Origin of the sequence: Dactylosporangium siamense (genome assembly GCF_016862795.1) — a bacterium.
GTDB classification, from domain to species: Bacteria; Actinomycetota; Actinomycetes; order Mycobacteriales; family Micromonosporaceae; genus Dactylosporangium; species Dactylosporangium siamense.
Genome location: NZ_BONQ01000137.1, coordinates 71,602 through 89,352, shown reverse-complemented (window position 1 = coordinate 89,352; position 17,751 = coordinate 71,602). Strand labels below are relative to the sequence as shown.

At 71.6% G+C, this 17,751-nt stretch carries 16 protein-coding genes; 10 read left to right on the top strand and 6 right to left on the bottom strand.

The window, feature by feature from the left end; genetic code table 11:
* Nucleotides 1-62: 62 nt before the first annotated feature.
* Nucleotides 63-281 carry a hypothetical protein gene (locus Dsi01nite_RS43640; RefSeq protein WP_203852323.1) on the top strand — a complete coding sequence of 73 codons (219 nt, stop codon included), beginning with the start codon at nucleotides 63-65 and terminating at the stop codon, nucleotides 279-281.
* 46 nt (nucleotides 282-327) lie between these two features.
* Complete coding sequence (locus Dsi01nite_RS43635) at nucleotides 328-795, top strand: hypothetical protein (protein WP_203852322.1); 468 nt, start codon at nucleotides 328-330, stop codon at nucleotides 793-795.
* A gap of 354 nt (nucleotides 796-1,149) precedes the next feature.
* Here the strand turns inward: Dsi01nite_RS43635 and Dsi01nite_RS43630 are convergent, their stop codons facing one another.
* The gene (locus tag Dsi01nite_RS43630) at nucleotides 1,150-1,650 is read right to left on the bottom strand and encodes a hypothetical protein (protein WP_203852321.1); all 501 of its coding nucleotides are present in this window, start codon (nucleotides 1,648-1,650) and stop codon (nucleotides 1,150-1,152) included.
* Nucleotides 1,651-1,835: 185 nt separating this feature from the next.
* Here Dsi01nite_RS43630 and Dsi01nite_RS43625 point away from each other — a divergent pair, with 185 nt between their 5' ends.
* On the top strand, nucleotides 1,836-3,119 hold the full coding sequence (locus tag Dsi01nite_RS43625; RefSeq protein ID WP_239136606.1) for a sensor histidine kinase: 1,284 nt from the start codon (nucleotides 1,836-1,838) through the stop codon (nucleotides 3,117-3,119).
* Nucleotides 3,107-3,763 (top strand): response regulator transcription factor, encoded by a 657-nt coding sequence (locus Dsi01nite_RS43620; RefSeq protein WP_203852320.1) that lies wholly within the window; start codon nucleotides 3,107-3,109, stop codon nucleotides 3,761-3,763. The genes Dsi01nite_RS43625 and Dsi01nite_RS43620 overlap by 13 nt, the downstream gene beginning before the upstream one ends.
* Nucleotides 3,764-4,324: 561 nt before the next feature.
* Here the strand turns inward: Dsi01nite_RS43620 and Dsi01nite_RS43615 are convergent.
* Nucleotides 4,325-4,495 carry a hypothetical protein gene (locus tag Dsi01nite_RS43615; protein ID WP_203852319.1) on the bottom strand — a complete coding sequence of 57 codons (171 nt, stop codon included), beginning with the start codon at nucleotides 4,493-4,495 and terminating at the stop codon, nucleotides 4,325-4,327.
* A gap of 130 nt (nucleotides 4,496-4,625) precedes the next feature.
* Between Dsi01nite_RS43615 and Dsi01nite_RS43610 the strand changes: the two genes are divergently transcribed.
* The gene (locus Dsi01nite_RS43610) at nucleotides 4,626-4,982 is read left to right on the top strand and encodes a tetratricopeptide repeat protein (RefSeq protein ID WP_203852318.1); all 357 of its coding nucleotides are present in this window, start codon (nucleotides 4,626-4,628) and stop codon (nucleotides 4,980-4,982) included.
* Nucleotides 4,983-5,041: 59 nt separating this feature from the next.
* Here the strand turns inward: Dsi01nite_RS43610 and Dsi01nite_RS43605 are convergent, their stop codons facing one another.
* The gene (locus Dsi01nite_RS43605; protein WP_203852317.1) at nucleotides 5,042-6,490 is read right to left on the bottom strand and encodes a hypothetical protein; all 1,449 of its coding nucleotides are present in this window, start codon (nucleotides 6,488-6,490) and stop codon (nucleotides 5,042-5,044) included.
* 160 nt (nucleotides 6,491-6,650) lie between these two features.
* Entirely contained in the window at nucleotides 6,651-7,001 is a 351-nt protein-coding gene (locus Dsi01nite_RS43600; RefSeq protein WP_203852316.1) for a hypothetical protein, read from the bottom strand.
* A gap of 200 nt (nucleotides 7,002-7,201) precedes the next feature.
* Between Dsi01nite_RS43600 and Dsi01nite_RS43595 the strand changes: the two genes are divergently transcribed.
* From Dsi01nite_RS43595 to Dsi01nite_RS43585, 3 genes are read left to right on the top strand one after another with little or no spacing between them, the layout of a single operon-like run.
* Nucleotides 7,202-8,581, top strand: coding sequence for a family 43 glycosylhydrolase (locus tag Dsi01nite_RS43595; RefSeq protein ID WP_203852315.1), 1,380 nt, complete (start codon nucleotides 7,202-7,204; stop codon nucleotides 8,579-8,581).
* A gap of 13 nt (nucleotides 8,582-8,594) precedes the next feature.
* The gene (locus Dsi01nite_RS43590) at nucleotides 8,595-10,034 is read left to right on the top strand and encodes a glycoside hydrolase family 43 protein (RefSeq protein ID WP_203852314.1); all 1,440 of its coding nucleotides are present in this window, start codon (nucleotides 8,595-8,597) and stop codon (nucleotides 10,032-10,034) included.
* Entirely contained in the window at nucleotides 10,034-11,851 is a 1,818-nt protein-coding gene (locus tag Dsi01nite_RS43585) for an alpha-galactosidase (RefSeq protein WP_203852313.1), read from the top strand. Before Dsi01nite_RS43590 ends, Dsi01nite_RS43585 begins: the two co-directional genes overlap by 1 nt.
* Before the next feature lie 47 nt (nucleotides 11,852-11,898).
* On the opposite strand, the gene Dsi01nite_RS43580 is transcribed toward Dsi01nite_RS43585, so the two are convergent.
* Together Dsi01nite_RS43580 and Dsi01nite_RS43575 are read right to left on the bottom strand one after the other, a co-directional pair.
* Entirely contained in the window at nucleotides 11,899-13,560 is a 1,662-nt protein-coding gene (locus Dsi01nite_RS43580) for a sensor histidine kinase (protein WP_203852312.1), read from the bottom strand.
* Entirely contained in the window at nucleotides 13,557-14,255 is a 699-nt protein-coding gene (locus Dsi01nite_RS43575; protein WP_203852311.1) for a response regulator transcription factor, read from the bottom strand. Before Dsi01nite_RS43575 ends, Dsi01nite_RS43580 begins: the two co-directional genes overlap by 4 nt.
* 104 nt (nucleotides 14,256-14,359) lie before the next feature.
* Here Dsi01nite_RS43575 and asnB point away from each other — a divergent pair, with 104 nt between their 5' ends.
* Together asnB and Dsi01nite_RS43565 are read left to right on the top strand one after the other, a co-directional pair.
* On the top strand, nucleotides 14,360-16,246 hold the full coding sequence (asnB, locus tag Dsi01nite_RS43570; RefSeq protein ID WP_203852310.1) for an asparagine synthase (glutamine-hydrolyzing): 1,887 nt from the start codon (nucleotides 14,360-14,362) through the stop codon (nucleotides 16,244-16,246).
* Nucleotides 16,247-16,303: 57 nt separating this feature from the next.
* Complete coding sequence (locus tag Dsi01nite_RS43565) at nucleotides 16,304-17,602, top strand: MFS transporter (protein ID WP_203852309.1); 1,299 nt, start codon at nucleotides 16,304-16,306, stop codon at nucleotides 17,600-17,602.
* Nucleotides 17,603-17,751 lie beyond the last annotated feature (149 nt).

Genomic DNA, 17,751 nt, shown 5'->3' with positions numbered 1-17,751 from the left:
GACTCGAACGTTAGGCTCGGTTGCATGCAAGTGCTGCGATCCAATGCAACAACGGGTTTCTCATGACGGCGGACAGAGCGGTCACCGTGCTCGACGAACGCGACTACCGCTACGGCACCGGGCCGCTCCGGCTGCGGGTCGAGGCGGTGGACCGCGCCGGCGCGGTCACCCTCGACGGTGAGGCGTGGCTGCCGGTGCGCGGCGTGCGGCTGCGCCGCGACGGGACCGAGGTCGGCCCGGTGCAGGTGCTCGTCCGGGCGGCCCAGCTCCCGCCGGGGTGACCTCCGGGACTTGCCGGAACGTCGATCCACCCTGATGATCATCGTCATGCCGTCGCGTGCCCGCTCCTCGGCGATGAAGGTCGCCGCCGTCCTGCTCGTCCTGCCGCTGCTGCTCGGCTGCGGCTGCTGCTCCCTGCCGGGCCTGCTCTTCGACGAGATCTTCGGCGGGCAGCGGCACACGTTCACCGAGCAGGACCTGGTCGGCGACTGGACCAGCGACTGCGGCGGCACGGTGAGCATCCGCGCCGACGGCACGGCCACCGTCATCGACCTGCCGATCCACCGCACCCGCAACGCCGCCGACGACATGGTCGAGACGAAGGCCGCCGGTGAGTACAAGTGGCACATCGAGCCGGAGACCGACGACACCGACCAGGAGGTCCGCTTCACGACCACGCTGTCCGACGAGGAGGTCTTCGCCGCCCACGCGGAACGTGACTGGACCGGTTTCGACGACCTCGAGTACTACCTGTCCACGCCGAGCGAACCCATCTACTGCGTCCTGAGCAAGTGACGTCAGGGCCGCCAGGTGAAGGTGGTGCGGTCACCGGCCGCCCGCCCGGCTTCAGCACCCGCGCCGCCGCGCTGAGCACCCGGGCCGGCTCCGGTGTCTCCCCGAGCGCGGTCACCAGGTAGACGCGAGGGACGGCTGATGAGCGGCATCGGTCTTCGCTTCTCGGTGACGCGCGACAGGGCGCGGACGGAACGGATACGCGGCGGCCGGTCAGCCGCGCGGGAACGGGGTGCGCAGGACGTGCGCGGCGAGCACGGCGTAGAACGGATACGCGGCGGTCGGTCAGCCGCGCGGGAACGGGGTGCGCAGGACGCGCGCGGCGAGCACGGCGCAGAACGGATACGCGGCGGCCGGTCAGCCGCGCGGGAATGGGGTGCGCAGGACGCGCGCGGCGAGCACGGCGCAGACCAGCGCGATCGGGATCTCGGCGAAGACCGCCATGACGATCGCAGTGGCCAGGTCCGGGCCGGTCGCCGCCGAGGTGACGTCGAACCAGGCGTCCACGAGCAGCAGCACCGCGCTGCCGACCGCGATCAGCACGCACCGGTTGTCCCGCCGCAGCAGGAACCAACCGGTGGCGAACAGCGCCACCGCCTCGCAGCCGTCCAGGCCGACCCAGGCGAGCGACCAGTGCGCGTCCCGCGCGCTGGCCGGCAGGGTGACCGAGAGGTAGAACACCCACGGGATCATCGCGAGCCCGGCCAGCACGAAGGCGGCGCCGAGCGCGCTCGGCCGGCGTCCGCCGGGGCGGTCGGCGCGGGCGTCCGGACGCCCGCGCCCCGGCCGGGGCTCGAGCTCGGACCCGATCCGGCCGAGGTCGGGGTCGCGGTCGAGGTGGTCTGTGACGGCGAGCATGGCGGTCGTCCCCTCTCCGCCCGGCGTCGGCGTCTGGTGGTGCGCCGGGCACGATCACCACTCTGGTCGCCGCGGCCCGGCGAATCAGTAGCGTGGCTTTCCGTTCCGGGGTGGTGCCAGGTACAGGCCGAAGCGGGCGCCAGCGCCATGGAGCGCCGGTCACGTGGCCGAATACCGTAGGGGCCATGAACGCCGTCCTGGCGCCGATCGGCCGCTTCCTGCTGGCGCCCTGGCGCGGGCGGGCGTGGCGCGACCTGTGGTTCGTGATCCTCTCGTCGGCGCTGAGCCTGCTGCCGCTGGGTCTGATCGGGCTGCCGTGGGCGTTCTTCGCCCCCAGCTACCTGCCGTCGATCCTCGCCTGCGCCTTCCTCCCGCTGCTGGCGGCGGTGCTGCTGGGCCCGCAGCTCACGACGCTGCGCCGGTCCGCGTACGACAAGATCCGGGGCGCCCAGATCCCCAGGGCCCCGCACACGGCCCGGGACGCGGCGTCCGCGGCCGCGCCGTTCTCCCCGCGGATGCGTGCGCGGCTGCGCCACCCGCGCACCTGGCGGCAGGCCTGCTACCACCTGATCGCGGGACCGGCGGCCAACCTGGTCGGCGTGATCGCGGGCACCATGTGGGTCTGCGGGCTCATCTGCTTCGGCTGGCTGAGCGCGGCGATCGCCTTCGGCCCGAACTGGAAATGGCTGTCCATGGCGACGTCCCTGGCGCTTTGGGGGGCGCTCGTGTGCCTGGTAGTGGTCTACCTCACGCCCTGGCTGGTCATGGCCTCGGTGCGCTGGGATCTGAAGTTCGCCACCGACCTGCTCGGCCCCAGCCGGGCGGAGCGACTGGCCCGCCGGGTGACCGACCTGACCGAGAGCCGGGCCGCGGTGGTGGACGCCGCCGACGCCGAGCGCCGCCGGATCGAGCGCGACCTGCACGACGGCGCCCAGCAGCGGCTGGTGTCCCTGGCGATGAACCTGGGCCTGGCCCGGGCGACCCTGAAGGACCTGCCCGAGGAGGCCCGGACCGCACTGGCCGAGGCGCACGAGGAGGCCAAGGAGGCCCTGGGCGAGCTGCGCAACCTCGTCCGCGGCCTGCACCCGGTGGTCCTCGAGGACCGCGGCCTGGACGCGGCGCTCTCCGGCATCGCGGCCCGCTCCCCGGTCCCGGTGCGGTTGGCGGTGGACGTGCCCCGGCGGGTCCCGCCGACGGTCGAGGCGGTGGCGTACTTCATGGTCTCGGAGGCCCTGGCCAACGTGGCCAAGCACGCCCAGGCGTCCGCGGCCCGGGTGGACGTGTGGCTGGACGGCGCCCTGCTGCGGCTGTCCGTCGCGGACGACGGGATCGGCGGCGCCGAGGCCGCCCGCGGCTCCGGGCTGACCGGCCTGGCGCAGCGGGCGGCCTCGGTGGACGGCAGGTTCGAGATAGTCAGCCCGGTCGGCGGGCCGACCACGATAATGGTGGAGCTTCCGTGCGAACTGTGATCGCCGAGGACTCGGTGCTGCTGCGCGCCGGGCTGACCAAGCTGCTGGAGACGACCGGCTTCGAGGTGGCCGCCGCGGTGGACGACGCCGCCGGGCTGCTGGCCGCGGTGGAGCGGCACCGCCCGGAACTGGTGATCGCGGACGTGCGGATGCCGCCGACCTTCACCGACGAGGGGATCCGCGCCGCCCTGGTGGTGCGGCGGCAGTGGCCCGAGGTGGCGATCATGGTGCTGTCCCAGTACGTCGAGGAGCGCTACGCCGCCGACCTGCTCTCCACGAGCACCACCGGCGTCGGCTACCTGCTCAAGGACCGGGTCGCGGACGTGGACGTCTTCCTGGAGTCGCTGCGCCGGGTGGCTGCGGGCGGCACCGCGCTGGACCCCGAGGTGGTGGCGCAGCTGCTGGTGCGGCGGCAGAACACCCCGCTGGACCGGCTCACCGGGCGGGAGCGGGAGGTGCTCGGGCTGATGGCCGAGGGGCGGTCCAACGCCGGGATCGCGGAGAAGCTCGTGGTCAGCGAGAGCGCCGTGGCCAAGCACATCAACAGCATCTTCGCCAAGCTCGACCTGCCCGCCTCGGAGGGCGATCACCGGCGGGTCCTGGCCGTGCTGCGATTCCTGGAGAGCGCGTCGCCGTCCGTGTGAAGCGTGAGGCACCCGGCACCCGGCCCCCGCGCCGCGGCGCGGGGGCCGGAACCGCAGCTGGATTCCCCACCTGCGGTTTTCTCGTTTCTCCGGCGCGCTGCGGGGATTCGCATAGTGCCTCGCGGCGCCGGTGTCGCGGACGGCGGTCGCGAACTGCCGCACCCTGTTGTCGTCGGCGAGGTGCGGCATCGTGAACCACGGATCGGCGCCGACCCGGTTCGCCAGCCGCCCCATGATCTGCGGCGCCGCGCGGTCGCTCTGCCGCGCTTCCGTTTCGGTCGGGTACTGATCCCAGGTCAGCTGGGTGGAGTTGTTCGTGTCCAGCCAGTCCATGAACCGCAGCGTCTTCATGCCCCGCAGCCGCCGCAGGTACGCCGGGTGGAACATCTCGAACTCGAACCGGTTCGCGGTCCGGTTGCTGGTCCGGCCGTCACCCCACAGCTCGACCTGGCCGCGGCCCTTCCACGTCACGACCATCTTGCCCGCCGGGCCCTTCCCTCAGGCGGCGCCGGGCTTCTGCGAGATCCAGTCCCGCGACGTGCGGAACAGGTCCACGAACGGTCACTCGGTCGTCCAGTCGACCGGCGCGTTGAGGTTCACACCGACCGACGGCGTGGCCGCCGTGACGGGGGTCGTCGCGGCGGTGGTTGCCGCTGCGGCGTGGGCCGGCACTGCGGGCAGCATCGCGGCGGCGAGCGCGGCGGCCGCGATCCGGGCCGGCACACGCGTCATGGGACCTCGTCGGTGGTTCGCAGGGACAGATCCGTCCAGATTCGGCGGCGGACGGTGGTGTACGGGCACCGTCCGGGTGTCGTCGGGTTGCTCTGGAATGCGGGGACGGCTGTCGCCGTTGCACTGGTTCATGAACGACGTCATGGCTGAGTACCGCAGGGGAGTCCTCTACTTCGACGCCGGCGACCCGATCGAGGCCGCGAAGATCCTCGCCACCGTCCTGGACGAGGAGCCCGGCAACGCGGAGGTGCGGCTGTGGCTGGCCCGCGCCTACTTCGCCTCGGCGCAGCTGCACCGCGCCGAGACGCACCTGCGCACCCTGGTGGACCGCGACCCGACCGACCACTACGCGCACCACCTGCTGGGACGCACCCTGGAGCGGCAGAACAAGCCCCGCGAGGCGCTGCCGTTCCTGCGCCTGGCCGCCGCTATGGCATCCGTCCCCGACTACGCCACGGCCGTCCAGCGCGTCGAAGGCGCCTGCTGATTGCAGGAGCGCGTGACCGCCAGGAGTTCAGCAGCTACGATGAGTAGACTACCGACTAATTATTTTTTCGGTTGTGCTAGTGTCTGGTAAAGCTGAGCGCCGACACCGGGACGACGTTGTTCGGTTCGGTGGGGTGCCGGGAGCAGCGCGGTGATGAGGACGAGGAACGCGACGACGGGGAGCCCGCTCCTGACACCGTCGAGGATGCTGTCCCAGTCGATCAGCCGGCTCCACCAACTGCCGTCGGTCCACCCGGGCGGCGCGTCCCGCGGGCCGTAACTGTAGCTGGCGAGGTCGGACTGCTCGCTCCGCCCGTATTGCTCGCCCAGCAGGGCCCGCTGGTGCAGCGCGGCCTGTTCGTTCAGGAAGTCGTGCATTTCCTGCTCGTCGAACGTGATGATCGTCGGGTAGCCGGGCTCGAACTCCACGCGGGGCTGGGGCACGCGGGCGGCCCCGCTCAGCGTGGCCGCGTGCCGTGACTGCGCCGACTGCGGTGGCTCCGGGGCGAACCGGTCCTCGCCGCCCCGCGCCCAGGCGACCGGCACGGCGAGCACGACGAGCGCGGCCGCGGCGAGCGCCACCCCACGGCGACCCGGCCGGAGCAGGTTCAGGCAGGCGGCGACGGTTGCGGCGAGCACGGCGAGGACGATCGGCACGGTCGCCAGGTACAACCCGACGCGGTCCGGGGATGCGGTGAGTGGCAGCTGCCCGTAGGTGTCCGGCTCCCACATCGGCCCCGTCGCCACCAGCACCACCAGCGTGGTGACCGCGACGCCGCCGGTCAGGGCGAGGCGGGCCCGCCACCGCCCGGCGCCGCGGCGCGGCCGGGCGGCCGGCGGCTCGGCGATCGTCCCGTGCGGCTCCAGCGTCCCGAGGTCGAGCACGACCGGCGGCTCCAGCACCCCGTGGCCGGCCACGGAAGGCGTGCCGTGTGGCTCGGCCACGGACGGCGTCCCGTGCGGCTCGGCCACGGACGGCGTCCCGTGTGGCTCCGGCGCGGACAGCATCCCGTGCGGCTCCGGCACGGACGGTGTGCGCGTGTCGGTGGCCGGCTCGGCCGAGGGTTCCGTCGAGGAGAGGTCGAGGACCCTTGTGCGCCGGTCTTCGCGCCAGGCCTCGAACCGGGCGTGCAGCGCGCGGAGTCGCTCCTCGGCGCCGTGCTCCGGCAGCAGCGCGGCCGCCGACAGCCCCGCGACCGCGACCGTGAGCAGCACCGCCTCGACGAGGGCCTGATTGTCGTTCACCGGCGCCCCGGCCCGAAAGGACGACCAGCCGCCGTGGTACTCCACCTCGGCCACCAGCAGCACCACGGCCGCCAGCCCGGACAGCAGGGCGAGGCTACGGAGGGTGCCGGTCGCTGCTCGTGCCGTGGCGGAATGGGCAACCGTGAGCAGCGACGCCGCCGCGAGCGTTGCCGACCACGGCACGGGATGGTGGGTGAGCAGGCCCCCGACGTGCACCGAAGCGAACGCGAGGACCGACCACCGTGACACGTCGTCGACCAGCACGCCGGCGATCTTGCCACCGGAACGGCGGCCTCGTTGTCGGCCGTCCAGGTGGCATGATCGCCGACCGCCGTCAGGGAAGCCGACCGCCGTCAGGGAGTCAGCCGGAACGCGCGGTGCAGAAGTCCGACCGGTAACAGCGTGACCGGCGGTCGCGGCCCGCTCAGGAGCCCCGCTCGTCGCGGAGGCGGCGGGTCTCCCGGTTCAGCTGGTTGGTGCGGGCCTGCATCGCCTCGAGGTCGAAGCGCGGGTCGCCGGCCAGGTCGAAGATGACCTTCAGGGTGGAGGGTTCGTACTTCACCTGGACGAGGTCGGCCTCGACCGGCTTGCGCTCGGCGATGTAGAACGCCTGCCGGACGTGCGCCTGGAAGGGGGCGCGGTCCTCGGGCCGGACCTCCAGCACGAAGTCGTAGCGGGGCTTCTCGTTGGAGCTGAACGTGGAGTGTTCCTTGGCGGACAGCACCAGTGCCTGGGCGGTGTGGCCGTGCTTGCGGATCCGGCGGTTGTCGAACATGGCTGCACTGTATTGATCATTTCGGGCCGGTGGTTGTCGGTGTTGTGACTCGCCAGTGCTGTGAGCGATCACAGAAGGCCATCAATCGACGGACTTCTTGACAGCGCAGTCATCGGCATCAACACTTTGTCACATCCAGGAAACATCCAGACCTTCCATGTGTACGGGAGTGTTGTGAGCGCTCACATTCAGCAGGACCGATGCGGATAGCCGTTGTGCTGGCGCTGTGCGTGACCGCGGCGGGTGTCGCCGTGGTGGTGGGCGGCGGGCCGGCCGCCGCGGCCACCGTGCCCACGGGTGCCGTGTCCCTCGAGTCCGTGAACTACCCGGGCCGCTACGTCCGGCACCTGGACTCGCTCGGCCGGATCGACCCGGTCACCACCGCGAGCACCGCGCAGACGAAGGCGGACGCCACCTTCACCGTCGTCAACGGGCTCGCGTCGCCGGGCTGCTACTCGTTCCAGACCAAGGGCGGGCTGTTCCTGCGGCACCGGGACTTCCGGCTGCGGACCGACGCCAACACCGGCGACGCCACCTTCCGCGCGGACGCCACCTTCTGCGCGGCGGACGGATCGGTCGCCGGGTCCGTCTCGTTCGTCTCCTACAACTACCCGTCCCGGCGGATCCGGCACCGGGACTTCGCGCTGTGGCTCGACCCGATCCAGAGCGTGGCCGACAGCTCGTTCCGCGTCACCGCCGCCTGGGCGCCGAAGACGAACCGGAACCCGGTGATCCCGGGCCTGTTCGCGGACCCGCAGATCGCCAGCTTCGGCGGCCGCTACTACCTGTACCCGACCACCGACGGATACGCGGGCTGGGCCGGCACCTACTACAAGGCGTTCTCTTCCACCGACCTGGTCACCTGGACCGACCACGGGGTGATCCTCGACCTCGCACCGGACGTGTCCTGGGCGGACAACTCCGCCTGGGCGCCTTCGGTCGCGAACCGGAACGGCCAGTACTACCTGTACTTCAGCGGCGGCCTCGCCACCGGCAACACCGCCAAGCAGCTCGGTGTCGCGGTGTCCGCCGCGCCGACCGGGCCGTTCCGCGACGCGCTGGGCCGGCCTCTGGTGGCCGCGGGGCAGTTCGCGGGCGGGCAGGTCATCGACCCGGCGGTGTTTACCGACGACGACGGCCGGTCCTACCTGTACTGGGGGCAGGGCGTCGCCCGCGTGGTCCCGCTGAACGGCGACATGATCTCCTACGACCCCGCCCAGGTCCGCACGATCACGCCGGCCGGCTACAACGAGGCGCCGTTCGTGTTCAAACGCAACGGCACCTACTACTTCATGTGGTCCGAGAACGACACCCGCAGCGAGGACTACCGCGTCGCGTACGCCACCGGACCGTCACCGGTGGGGCCGTGGACCAACCGCGGGGTCGTGCTGAGCAAGAGCGGGAGCGTCCGGGGGACCGGGCACCACTCGGTGGTGCGGGCTCCCGGGACCGACGTCTGGTACATCGCCTACCACCGCTTCGCCGTGCCCGCCGGCAACGGCACCAACCGCGAGACCGCCATCGACCGGATGCAGTTCAACGCCGACGGCACCATCGTGCCCGTCGTGCCCACACTCTGAAAGCGAGACTCCCATGCTGAAAAGGATGGGCACGTTCGCCGTGCTCGCCTGCCTGATCTTCGCGTCCTGGTCCGTCGCGGCACCGGGCCGGGCCGTCGCGCTCGACCCGTTCACCGGCTACCTGATGGCGCACTTCACCGGTGAGACCGCCAACGGGGAGCAGCTCTACCTCGCGCACAGCAAGGACGGCCTGCACTGGACCGACCTCAACGGCAGCGCCCCGGTGCTGCTGTCCACCGTGGGCACCCGGGGCGTGCGCGACCCCGCCATCGTCCGGTCGCCGGCCGGTGACCGGTACTGGATCATCGCCACCGACCTGCGCATCGCCAGCGGCACGTCCTGGGGCGACGCGTCCAGCCGGGGCAGCACCTCGCTGGTCGTTTGGGAGTCCCGGGACCTGGTGACCTGGTCCGCGCCGTGGCTGATCAACGTCGCCGGCGGCATCTCCGGCGCCGGCGACGCCTGGGCGCCCGAGGCGATCTGGAACCCGGCCACCAACGACTACGTCGTCTACTGGGCCACGAACTCGCTCCGCAACGGGGTCACCAAGCACCGCATCTTCTACGTCCGCACCGGCGACTTCCGCACGTTCACCGCGCCGCAGCTGTACCTGGAGCGCGGCAGCGGGCAGGGCGTCATCGACACGCAGATCATCGAGGTGCCCGGCAGCGTCGGCGGGTACCGGTACTACCGGGCCTCCGCCGACGGCCAGATCACCATCGAGGGCAGCAACACGATCCTCGGCACCTGGACCACCATCGGCAACCTGTCGCATATGGGCATCTCCAACGGCGCCACGGGAGGCAACGTGGTCGAGGGGCCGATGTGGGCGCAGTTCAACGGCCGCAACGAGTGGAACCTGTGGCTCGACCAGTACGCCACCGGCCGCGGCTACCTGCCGATCAGCTCGACGAACCTGGGCAGCACCCAGAACTTCCGCACCCGCACCGACTACAGCCTCGGCACCGACCGCAAGCGGCACGGCTCGATCCTCAACCTGACCGCCGCCGAGGAGACCAGGGTCCTGGCGAAGTGGGGTACCAAAGCCAATCGGCTCCAGTCCTACAACTTCCAGGACCGCTATGTGCGCCACGCCAACTACGACGTGCGCATCGACCCGAACGTCTCGCCCGCCGCGGACGCGCAGTTCCGGGTCGTGCCGGGCCTGGCCGACGCGTCCGGGTCCGTGTCGTTCGAGTCGGTCAACTTCCCCGGCTACTACCTGCGCCACTACGCGTTCGACTTCGTCCTCGCCGCCAACGACGGCACGTCCACCTTCGCCGGTGACGCCACGTTCCGGCAGGTCGCCGGGCTCGCCGACGCGTCGTGGTCGTCGTTCCAGTCGTACAACTACCCGGACCGCTACATCCGGCACGCCAACTACCTGCTGAAGCTGGAGACCATCACCACCGCGCAGGCCCGCGCCGACGCGACGTGGCGGGTGGTGTCGTGATGCGCAAATTGCTCGTCCTGGTCATGAGCGCGGCCCTCCTGGTGGTCCCGACCAAGGCGCAGGCCTGGAACAACGGCGTCGCCAACACTGCACCACTGGGCTGGAACAACGGAGTTGCCAGCACTGCGCCGATGGGCTGGAACAGCTACGACTCCTACAACTGGAACGTCACCGAGGCGCAGGTGAAGGCCAACGCCGACTACATGCGCGACAACCTGCGCCAGTACGGGTGGCAGTACATCGTCATCGACTGGGCCTGGTACTACCCGGGCAGCGGCACCGGCAGCCCCAACCAGGACGCCAACCTGCAGCCGCGGCTGCGGTTGGACGAGTTCGGCCGGCCGCTGCCGGACACCACCCGGTTCCCGTCCGCGACCGGCACCAACGGGTTCAAGCCGCTCGCCGACTACCTGCACGCCGGCGGGCTCAAGTTCGGCGTGCACCTGATGCGGGGCATCCCGCGCCAGGCCGTCGCCGACAACCTGCCGATCCAGGGCACCGGCTACACCGCGAACCAGATCGACAACACCACCACCGCGTCGTGGCTGAACCTCAACTGGGGCCTCGACATGAGCCACCCCGGCGCCCAGGCGTACCTCGACTCGCTGTTCCGGCTGTACGCGAGCTGGGGCGTCGACTACGTCAAGGTCGACGACATCGCCGCCCCGACCTACCGGCAGGGCGAGATCGAGGGGTACCGCCTCGCGATCGAGCGCAGCGGCCGGCCGATGGTGCTCAGCCTCTCCCCGGGACCGACGCCGCTCGCGAACGGCGCGCACGTGGCCGCCAACGCGCACCTGTGGCGCATCGTCAACGACCTGTGGGACAACTGGGCGTCCCTCGACGCGCTGTTCGACAAGCTGCGGGACTGGACGCCGTTCCGGACCACCGGGGCCTGGCCCGATCCGGACATGATCCCGATCGGCCGGCTCTCCAAGCAGGGGCCCGTCGGCTCGCCCCGCTACTCCAACCTCACCGCGGACGAGCAGCGCACCCTGATGACGCTGTGGTCGATCAACCGGTCGCCGCTCATGTGGGGCGGCAACCTCACCGAGAACCGGGCCGCCGAGCTGGCGCTCATGACCAACGCGGCGGTGCTCGGCGTCGACCAGAACAGCACCAACAACCGGCAGCTCACGGGAGGCACCCGGCAGGTCTGGGCGGCCGACGTGCCGGGGAGCAACCACCGCTACATCGCGCTGTTCAACCGGGAGTCCGCCGCCGCGACGGTCTCGTTGAACCTGGCCGACCTCGGCATCGGCTCGGCCACCGTCACCGACCTGTGGTCCGGATCCAGCCTCGGTACGGTCACCGGCGCCCTGTCCCGAAGCGTGCCGGCACACGGGGCGGCCCTGTTCCGCGTCGCGCCGCTGACCACGGTGCCGACGACACCCTCGTACACCTTGACCGCGCGGCACAGCGGCAAGCTCGCCGACGTCTACAACGGCGCCACCACCGACGGTGCGGCCGTCGTGCAGTGGGCGGCCAACGGCCAGACCAACCAGCGCTGGCAGTTCCGCGACGCCGGCGGCGGGTACTACCAGGTGGTGGGCGCCGCGAGCGGCAAGTGCCTGGACGTCAACGGCGGCACCGGCGCGACCGGTGACGGGGTGCAGGTGGTGCAGTGGACCTGCCACACCGGCACGAACCAGCAGTGGCGGCTGCAGGACGCCGGCTCCGGCTACGTCCAACTCGTCGCCCGGCACAGCGGCAAGTGCCTGGACGTGTTCAACGCCGCCACGACCGACGGCGCGCAGCTCGTCCAGTGGACCTGCGGCACCGGCACCAACCAGCAGTGGCGGCGCACCGCCGTCTGACCCCTCCCGGCCGGCGTCCACCCCCGTGCGTGGGCGCCGGCCGGGTGCTATCGGGCGCTGCCCGGAAACGTGCACCAGAACGTGGCGCCCTCACCGGGTGCGCTGTCGACGGTGAGGTCGCCGCCGTGGTCGCGGACGATCTGCCGGGCGATGGTCAGCCCGAGGCCGCTGCCGCCGGTGGCGCGGTCCCGGGCCGGGTCGGCGCGCCAGAACCGCTGGAACACGAACGGCAGGTCGGCGGCGGCGATCCCGCAGCCGGTGTCGCGGACCTCGACGACGACCCGGTCCGCGTCGGGGAACGCGCGCAACGTCACCTCGCCGCCGCGGTCGGTGTATCGGACGGCGTTGCCGATCAGGTTGCCCAGCACCTGCCGCAGCCGGTCCTGGTCCGCGTGCACTGGCAGCGGGCCGGCGGTCTCCGCGGTCAGCCGGACCCCGGCGGCGTCGGCGACGGCCAGGTGCGCGATCCGGGCGGTCTCGACGAGGTCGGCCAGGTCGAGGTCGCCGCGGCGATACGCCAGGTGCCCCGCCTCGGCGAGCGTCAGGTCCTGCAGGTCGTCCAGGATGCGCCGCTGCAGCACCGCCTCGTCGTGCAGCGAGCCGAACAGCTCCCGGCTCGGCGCGACGAGGCCGTCCTGCAGCGCCTCCAGGTAGCCGAGCAGGTTCGACAGCGGCGTGCGCAGCTCGTGGGCGACGCTGGCGACCAGCCGGCGCTGGGCCTGTTCCGAGGCTTCGAGGGCCGACGCCATCCGGTTGAACGACTCCGACAGCTGCCCGAGCTCGTCCCGCCCGACGGACGGCACCCGGGTGTCGAGGTGCCCGTCGGCGAGGCGCCGGGACGCGGCGGTGAGGTCGCGCACCGGGCGGCTCACGTGCCGGGCGATGACCGCCGTGCCGAGAATGACCAGGACGAGCACGCCACCGGCGGCGATGAGCCCGGACCGGCCGACGATGTTCGCCGCGTTGTCGGGGACAGCCCCCAGGTAGAGCTGCAGCGGCTCCGGCGCGAACGAGCCGACCCGTTCCCCGAACGCCCTGGTCAGGCACGGCGCCGGTTCCTTCTCGCCGCGGCAGCCGACGACGTAGGACATGTCGTTCATCTGTTCCAGGCTGACCGCCTGCGCGATCTGCTTGCCGCAGCCGCTGGAGTCGCCGCCGGTACCCTGGCCGACCGGGATGCCATAGCGGTTGGTGGTCAGCGGCGGCGGTGGCAGGAACTGGTCGGTGAGGCAGCGGGCGAACAGGACGGTCTGCCGGAACTCGGTGATGTTCTGCAGGGTCACCGCCTCGAGCTTGTAGCCGACCTTCACCGGGTCGCCGGCCGACATGGCCCTGGCGACCTCGTCGGACGGGAAGGTGAGCCGCGGGCGCGGGTCCACGAGGGCGGGCGAGGTGACGACCTTCCGGGCGGCGCGCCCGGCGAGGTGATCGCTGTCGACGGTCACCTGGCCGTAGAGGTTCGTCAGGCGGATCCGCTGCTGGTTGTCGGCCGACAGGCGCTGCACCACCGTGTCGATCCCGGCCCAGGTGCCGTGGTGCAGCGCGTAGGTGCGAAACGTCTCGACGGTGCTGGCCTCGCTGCGGGTCGCGGTCTGGTTCGCGTCGATGATCTGCCGGGCGGTGAGCTTGATGCTCAGCCAGGCGGTGACACCGATCGCGGTGCCCGCGACCAGCAACACCAGGCCGAACACCCGGAACCGAAAGCTCATGCGGGCTCGTTCAGCCGGTAGCCGCGGCCGTACACCGTCTGCACGTAGCGCGGCTCGGCCGGGTCGGACTCGATCTTGCGGCGCAGGTTGACCACGTGCGCGTCGACGGTGCGTTCGGAGACGTCGCGTTCGAAGCCGAAGACCCGGTTGATGATCTCGCCGCGGGTGAAGACCCGGCCGGGTTCGCCGGCGAGCAGTTCCAGGATGCCGAACTCCTTGGCGGTCAGCACCACCGCCGCGTCGTCGACCCGGACCTCGAACCGGCCGGCGTCCACCACCAGGTCACCGACGCGCAGCACCTGCTGGTGGCCGGGGCTGCCGATGCCGGAGCGGCGCAGCAGCGCCCGGACCCGCGCGGCCAGCTCCCGCGGACTGACCGGTTTCGTCATGTAGTCGTCGGCGCCGAGGTCCAGGCCCAGCAGCAGGTCGTCCTCGGTCGAGCGGGCGGTCACGAGCAGGATCGCCACGGTCGACTCGGCGCGGATGATCCGGCACACGTCCAGGCCGTCGACCAGCGGCATCATCACGTCCAGGACCAGGAGGTCCGGGCGGCGGGACCGGCACTGCTCGAGCGCCAGCCGGCCGTTGGGGACGGTCAGCACGCTGTGGCCGTCCCGCTCCAGGTACAGCCGGATCAGCTCAGCCTGCTTCGGGTCGTCGTCCGCGACCAGGATCCGTGCGCTCATCGCGGCCATTGTCGCGCGCCGACTGTGAAGAACCTGCGAAACCCCGGCCGGGTTTCGATCCGGCCCATGGTTCTTCATCAGTTCCCAACGACCGGCTCCCTACCTTCAGCGCCATGTGTGGATTCCTGGTGTTCCTGAGCGAAGACGGGACGGTTGTGGCGGATGACCTCGCCGCGGCCCTGGACCTCCTTCGCCACCGCGGCCCCGACGAGACCTCGCTGCGGGTGGACGACGGCGTGGCCTTCGGGTTTCAGCGCCTGGCCATCATCGACGTCGCCCACAGCCACCAGCCGGTGACCTGGGGCACCTGGACCGTGGTGTTCAACGGCGAGCTGTACAACTTCCGCCAGCTGCGCGCCGAACTGATCCGCGACTTCGACGCGGTCTTCGCCACCGAGGGAGAGGCGGAGGTCCTCGCGGCCGCGTTCCACCACTGGGGGCCGTCCGCGGTCCGCCGGCTGCGGGGCATGTTCGCGTTCGTCCTGCACGACCGGGCCACCGGCACCGTCCTGGCGGCCCGGGACCCGTTCGGCATCAAACCGCTCTACCACCTGCGGACCGCGGACGGGCTGTACCTGGCCAGCGAGAAGAAGGCGCTGCTGCCGTTCGCCGGGGCCGCGACCCGCCTCGACACGGCGGCGCTGTCGCACTACCTGACGTTGCAGTACGTCCCCGAGCCGGCGACCCTGCACCCGGCGGTGCGCCGGCTCGCCGCCGGGCACACCCTGACCTGGAAACCGGGGGAGGAACCGGCGATCGCGGCGTATTTCCGGCACGCGTTGCGGGCGTCGGCGCGGCCCGCCGGGGAGGCGATCGCCGCCGTGCGCGACGCGCTGCGTGACAGCGTCCACGCGCATCTGCAGTCCGAGGTGCCGCTCGGCGCGTTCCTGTCCAGTGGGATCGACTCGACGGCCGTCGTGGCGCTGGCGCGGGAGCGGCGTCCGGGGATCCGCACGTACACGGTGGGTTTCGACGACGAACGCTACAGCGAGATCGAGGCGGCCGCGGAGACCGCCGCCGCGCTCGGCGTGGACCTGACCGCGACCCTGGTCCACGACGACGACGTGATCGCCGTGCTGCCGCGCATCGTGTGGCACCTCGACGACCCCGTCGCCGACCCGGCGATCGTGCCGCTGTGGTTCCTGGCCCGCACCGCCGCCCGCGACGTCACGGTCGTGCTGTCCGGGGAGGGCGCCGACGAGCTGTTCGCCGGCTACGAGATCTACCGCGAGCCGGCCTCGCTCGCCGGCGTCGCCGCGCTGCCCGGGCCGCTGCGCCGCGGGCTGCGCGCCGTGTCGGCGGCCATGCCCGAGGGCGTGCGCGGCAAGAGCTTCCTGGACCGGGCCACCACGCCGATCGAGGAGCGCTACTACGGCAACGCCCGCATCTTCGGCACCGGCGAGAAGGCCCGCCTCATGCGGGGCCCGGCGGAGCCGCACACGACCGTGACGGCGCCGCTGTTCCGGGCGGCCGCCGACCTCGACGACGTCGCCACCATGCAGTACGTCGACCTGCACACCTGGCTGCCCGGCGACATCCTCACCAAGGCCGACCGGATCTCGATGGCGCACTCCCTCGAACTGCGGGTGCCGTTCCTGGACCGGGCCGTCTACGCCGCCGCCGCGGCGTTGCCGACGTCGTTGAAGGTGGCCAGAACCACCAAGTACGCCCTGCGGGAGGCGATGCGCGGGATCGTGCCGGACGCGGTCGTCGACCGGCCCAAGCTCGGCTTCCCCACCCCGACGAGGGTCTGGCTGCGCGGCGACATCGGCGCGTGGGCCGGTGACGTCTTCGCCGACGCGGGCGTGGACCACCTGCTGGACCTCCGCCACGTCCAGCGCCTCCTCGCGGCCCACCGCCGCGGCGACGCCGACCATTCCCGCAAGATCTGGACCGTGTTGATGTTCTGCCTCTGGTACGGCCAGCAGAACGCCCGCTCCAAGGTGACAGCCGAATCCCACGGGGAAACACACCTGACCGGTGACGGACCGTGTCGGTGATCACTTCGGGGTGAGTGGTGCGGACAGCTCGCACCGGCGGGGTGGAGGCTGAGGCGCATGAGCGCCGCCAGCGAGGTCCAGCAGCCACGCAAGTTCGCCGCGTTGCGGAACAAGGACTGCCGGCCCTACCTGTTCGGGGCGGCCCTCGCGATGATGGCCGACAACATCGAGCACGTCATCACGTACTGGGTGCTGTGGGAGAAGTTCCACTCGCCGGCGCTGTCCGGGTTCCAGGTGATCAGCCACTGGGTGCCGTTCCTGCTGTTCTCGGTGTACTTCGGGTCACTCGCCGACCGGTTTGACTGCCGGCGGGTCATCCAGGCGGCGCAGCTGCTGTTCGCGACGGTGTCGGTCGCGTGGGGCGTGTTGTTCCTGACCGGCACGTTGCAGGTCTGGCACGCGTGCGTGCTGCTGGTGCTGCACGGCCTCGCGGGGTCGCTGTGGGGGCCGGGGGAGCAGCTGATGCTGCACGACTTCGTCGGCGACGAGGACCTGCCCAGCGCGGTCCGGCTCAATGCCACGTTCCGCAGCCTCGGTGTGCTGTTCGGGCCGGTCGTCGGCTCGGCGCTGCTGCTCGGGCTCGGCCCGACCACCGGCATCTTCGTCAACGTGCTGTTCTTCCTGCCGCTGACGCTGTTCCTGTTCCGCACGAAGTTCACCGGGCACACCCGCGACCGCGGCGCGCCGCGGGCCAGGGTCGGGCTGATGGAGTCGGTGCGGGTGCTCAAGGCCGTCGGCAGCAACCACACCCTGGTCAGCATGATCATCCTGGGTGGGCTCGGGTCGTTCTTCGTCGGCGCGTCGATGCAGTCGGCGATGCCGATCTTCGCGCAGGACCTCGGGGCGGGCGGGGCGGCCTCCGGGGAGGGCATCGACGGGGCCAGCCTCGCCTACGGGGTGCTGCTGTTCGCCAACGGCGCCGGCGGGGTCCTCGGCGGCATCCTGCTCGAGGCGACCGGGCGGATCAGACCGACCGTCCTCGCCGCCGTGATCAGCACCGCGGTGTACGGCGTCACCAGCCTGTTCTTCGCCATGAGCACCAGCTATCCCCTCGCGGTGGGGCTGCTGCTCGTCGGCGGGGTGGCGAACCTGGCCTCGATGTCGATCGGGCAGACCGTCGTGCAGCTGCTGGCGCCGCCCGCGGACCGGGGGCGGGTCATCGGCGTCTACGGGGTGTCCGCCAACGGGTTGCGGGCCGGCAGCGGCTTCACCGTCGGGCTGCTCGGCGCCGCGATCGGCGTGCACTGGTCGCTGGGGCTGAGCGCGGCGGCGCTGTGCGTGGGCACCGTCCTCGCCGCCGTCTATGCGCTGCGGGGCGGAAAAGCGGTTCCCGTGGGTGGCGCGGCCCCGGTATGATCTCGGTGTCGTGCTGAGGAAGGGGGAGATCGCCATGCGGTATCGCGTCGCCGTCATCATCCCCCTGTCCCGGCACGAGGTGATCCTGGTGTCTTCCTGCCCGCTGGTGTGAGCCCGCGCGGCCGCACCGGCTGGACCCTGCCCTAGAG

Excerpts from the sequence above, each read along its gene's own strand:
- Dsi01nite_RS43640 (WP_203852323.1), top strand. The coding sequence starts at position 63 with ATGACGGCGGACAGAGCGGTCACCGTGCTCGACGAACGCGACTACCGC.
- Dsi01nite_RS43635 (WP_203852322.1), top strand. The coding sequence starts at position 328 with ATGCCGTCGCGTGCCCGCTCCTCGGCGATGAAGGTCGCCGCCGTCCTG.
- Dsi01nite_RS43630 (WP_203852321.1), bottom strand. The coding sequence starts at position 1,650 with ATGCTCGCCGTCACAGACCACCTCGACCGCGACCCCGACCTCGGCCGG.
- Dsi01nite_RS43625 (WP_239136606.1), top strand. The coding sequence starts at position 1,836 with ATGAACGCCGTCCTGGCGCCGATCGGCCGCTTCCTGCTGGCGCCCTGG.
- Dsi01nite_RS43615 (WP_203852319.1), bottom strand. The coding sequence starts at position 4,495 with ATGACGCGTGTGCCGGCCCGGATCGCGGCCGCCGCGCTCGCCGCCGCG.
- Dsi01nite_RS43610 (WP_203852318.1), top strand. The coding sequence starts at position 4,626 with ATGAACGACGTCATGGCTGAGTACCGCAGGGGAGTCCTCTACTTCGAC.
- Dsi01nite_RS43600 (WP_203852316.1), bottom strand. The coding sequence starts at position 7,001 with ATGTTCGACAACCGCCGGATCCGCAAGCACGGCCACACCGCCCAGGCA.
- Dsi01nite_RS43595 (WP_203852315.1), top strand. The coding sequence starts at position 7,202 with ATGCGGATAGCCGTTGTGCTGGCGCTGTGCGTGACCGCGGCGGGTGTC.
- Dsi01nite_RS43590 (WP_203852314.1), top strand. The coding sequence starts at position 8,595 with ATGCTGAAAAGGATGGGCACGTTCGCCGTGCTCGCCTGCCTGATCTTC.
- Dsi01nite_RS43585 (WP_203852313.1), top strand. The coding sequence starts at position 10,034 with ATGCGCAAATTGCTCGTCCTGGTCATGAGCGCGGCCCTCCTGGTGGTC.
- Dsi01nite_RS43580 (WP_203852312.1), bottom strand. The coding sequence starts at position 13,560 with ATGAGCTTTCGGTTCCGGGTGTTCGGCCTGGTGTTGCTGGTCGCGGGC.
- Dsi01nite_RS43575 (WP_203852311.1), bottom strand. The coding sequence starts at position 14,255 with ATGGCCGCGATGAGCGCACGGATCCTGGTCGCGGACGACGACCCGAAG.
- asnB (WP_203852310.1), top strand. The coding sequence starts at position 14,360 with ATGTGTGGATTCCTGGTGTTCCTGAGCGAAGACGGGACGGTTGTGGCG.
- Dsi01nite_RS43565 (WP_203852309.1), top strand. The coding sequence starts at position 16,304 with ATGAGCGCCGCCAGCGAGGTCCAGCAGCCACGCAAGTTCGCCGCGTTG.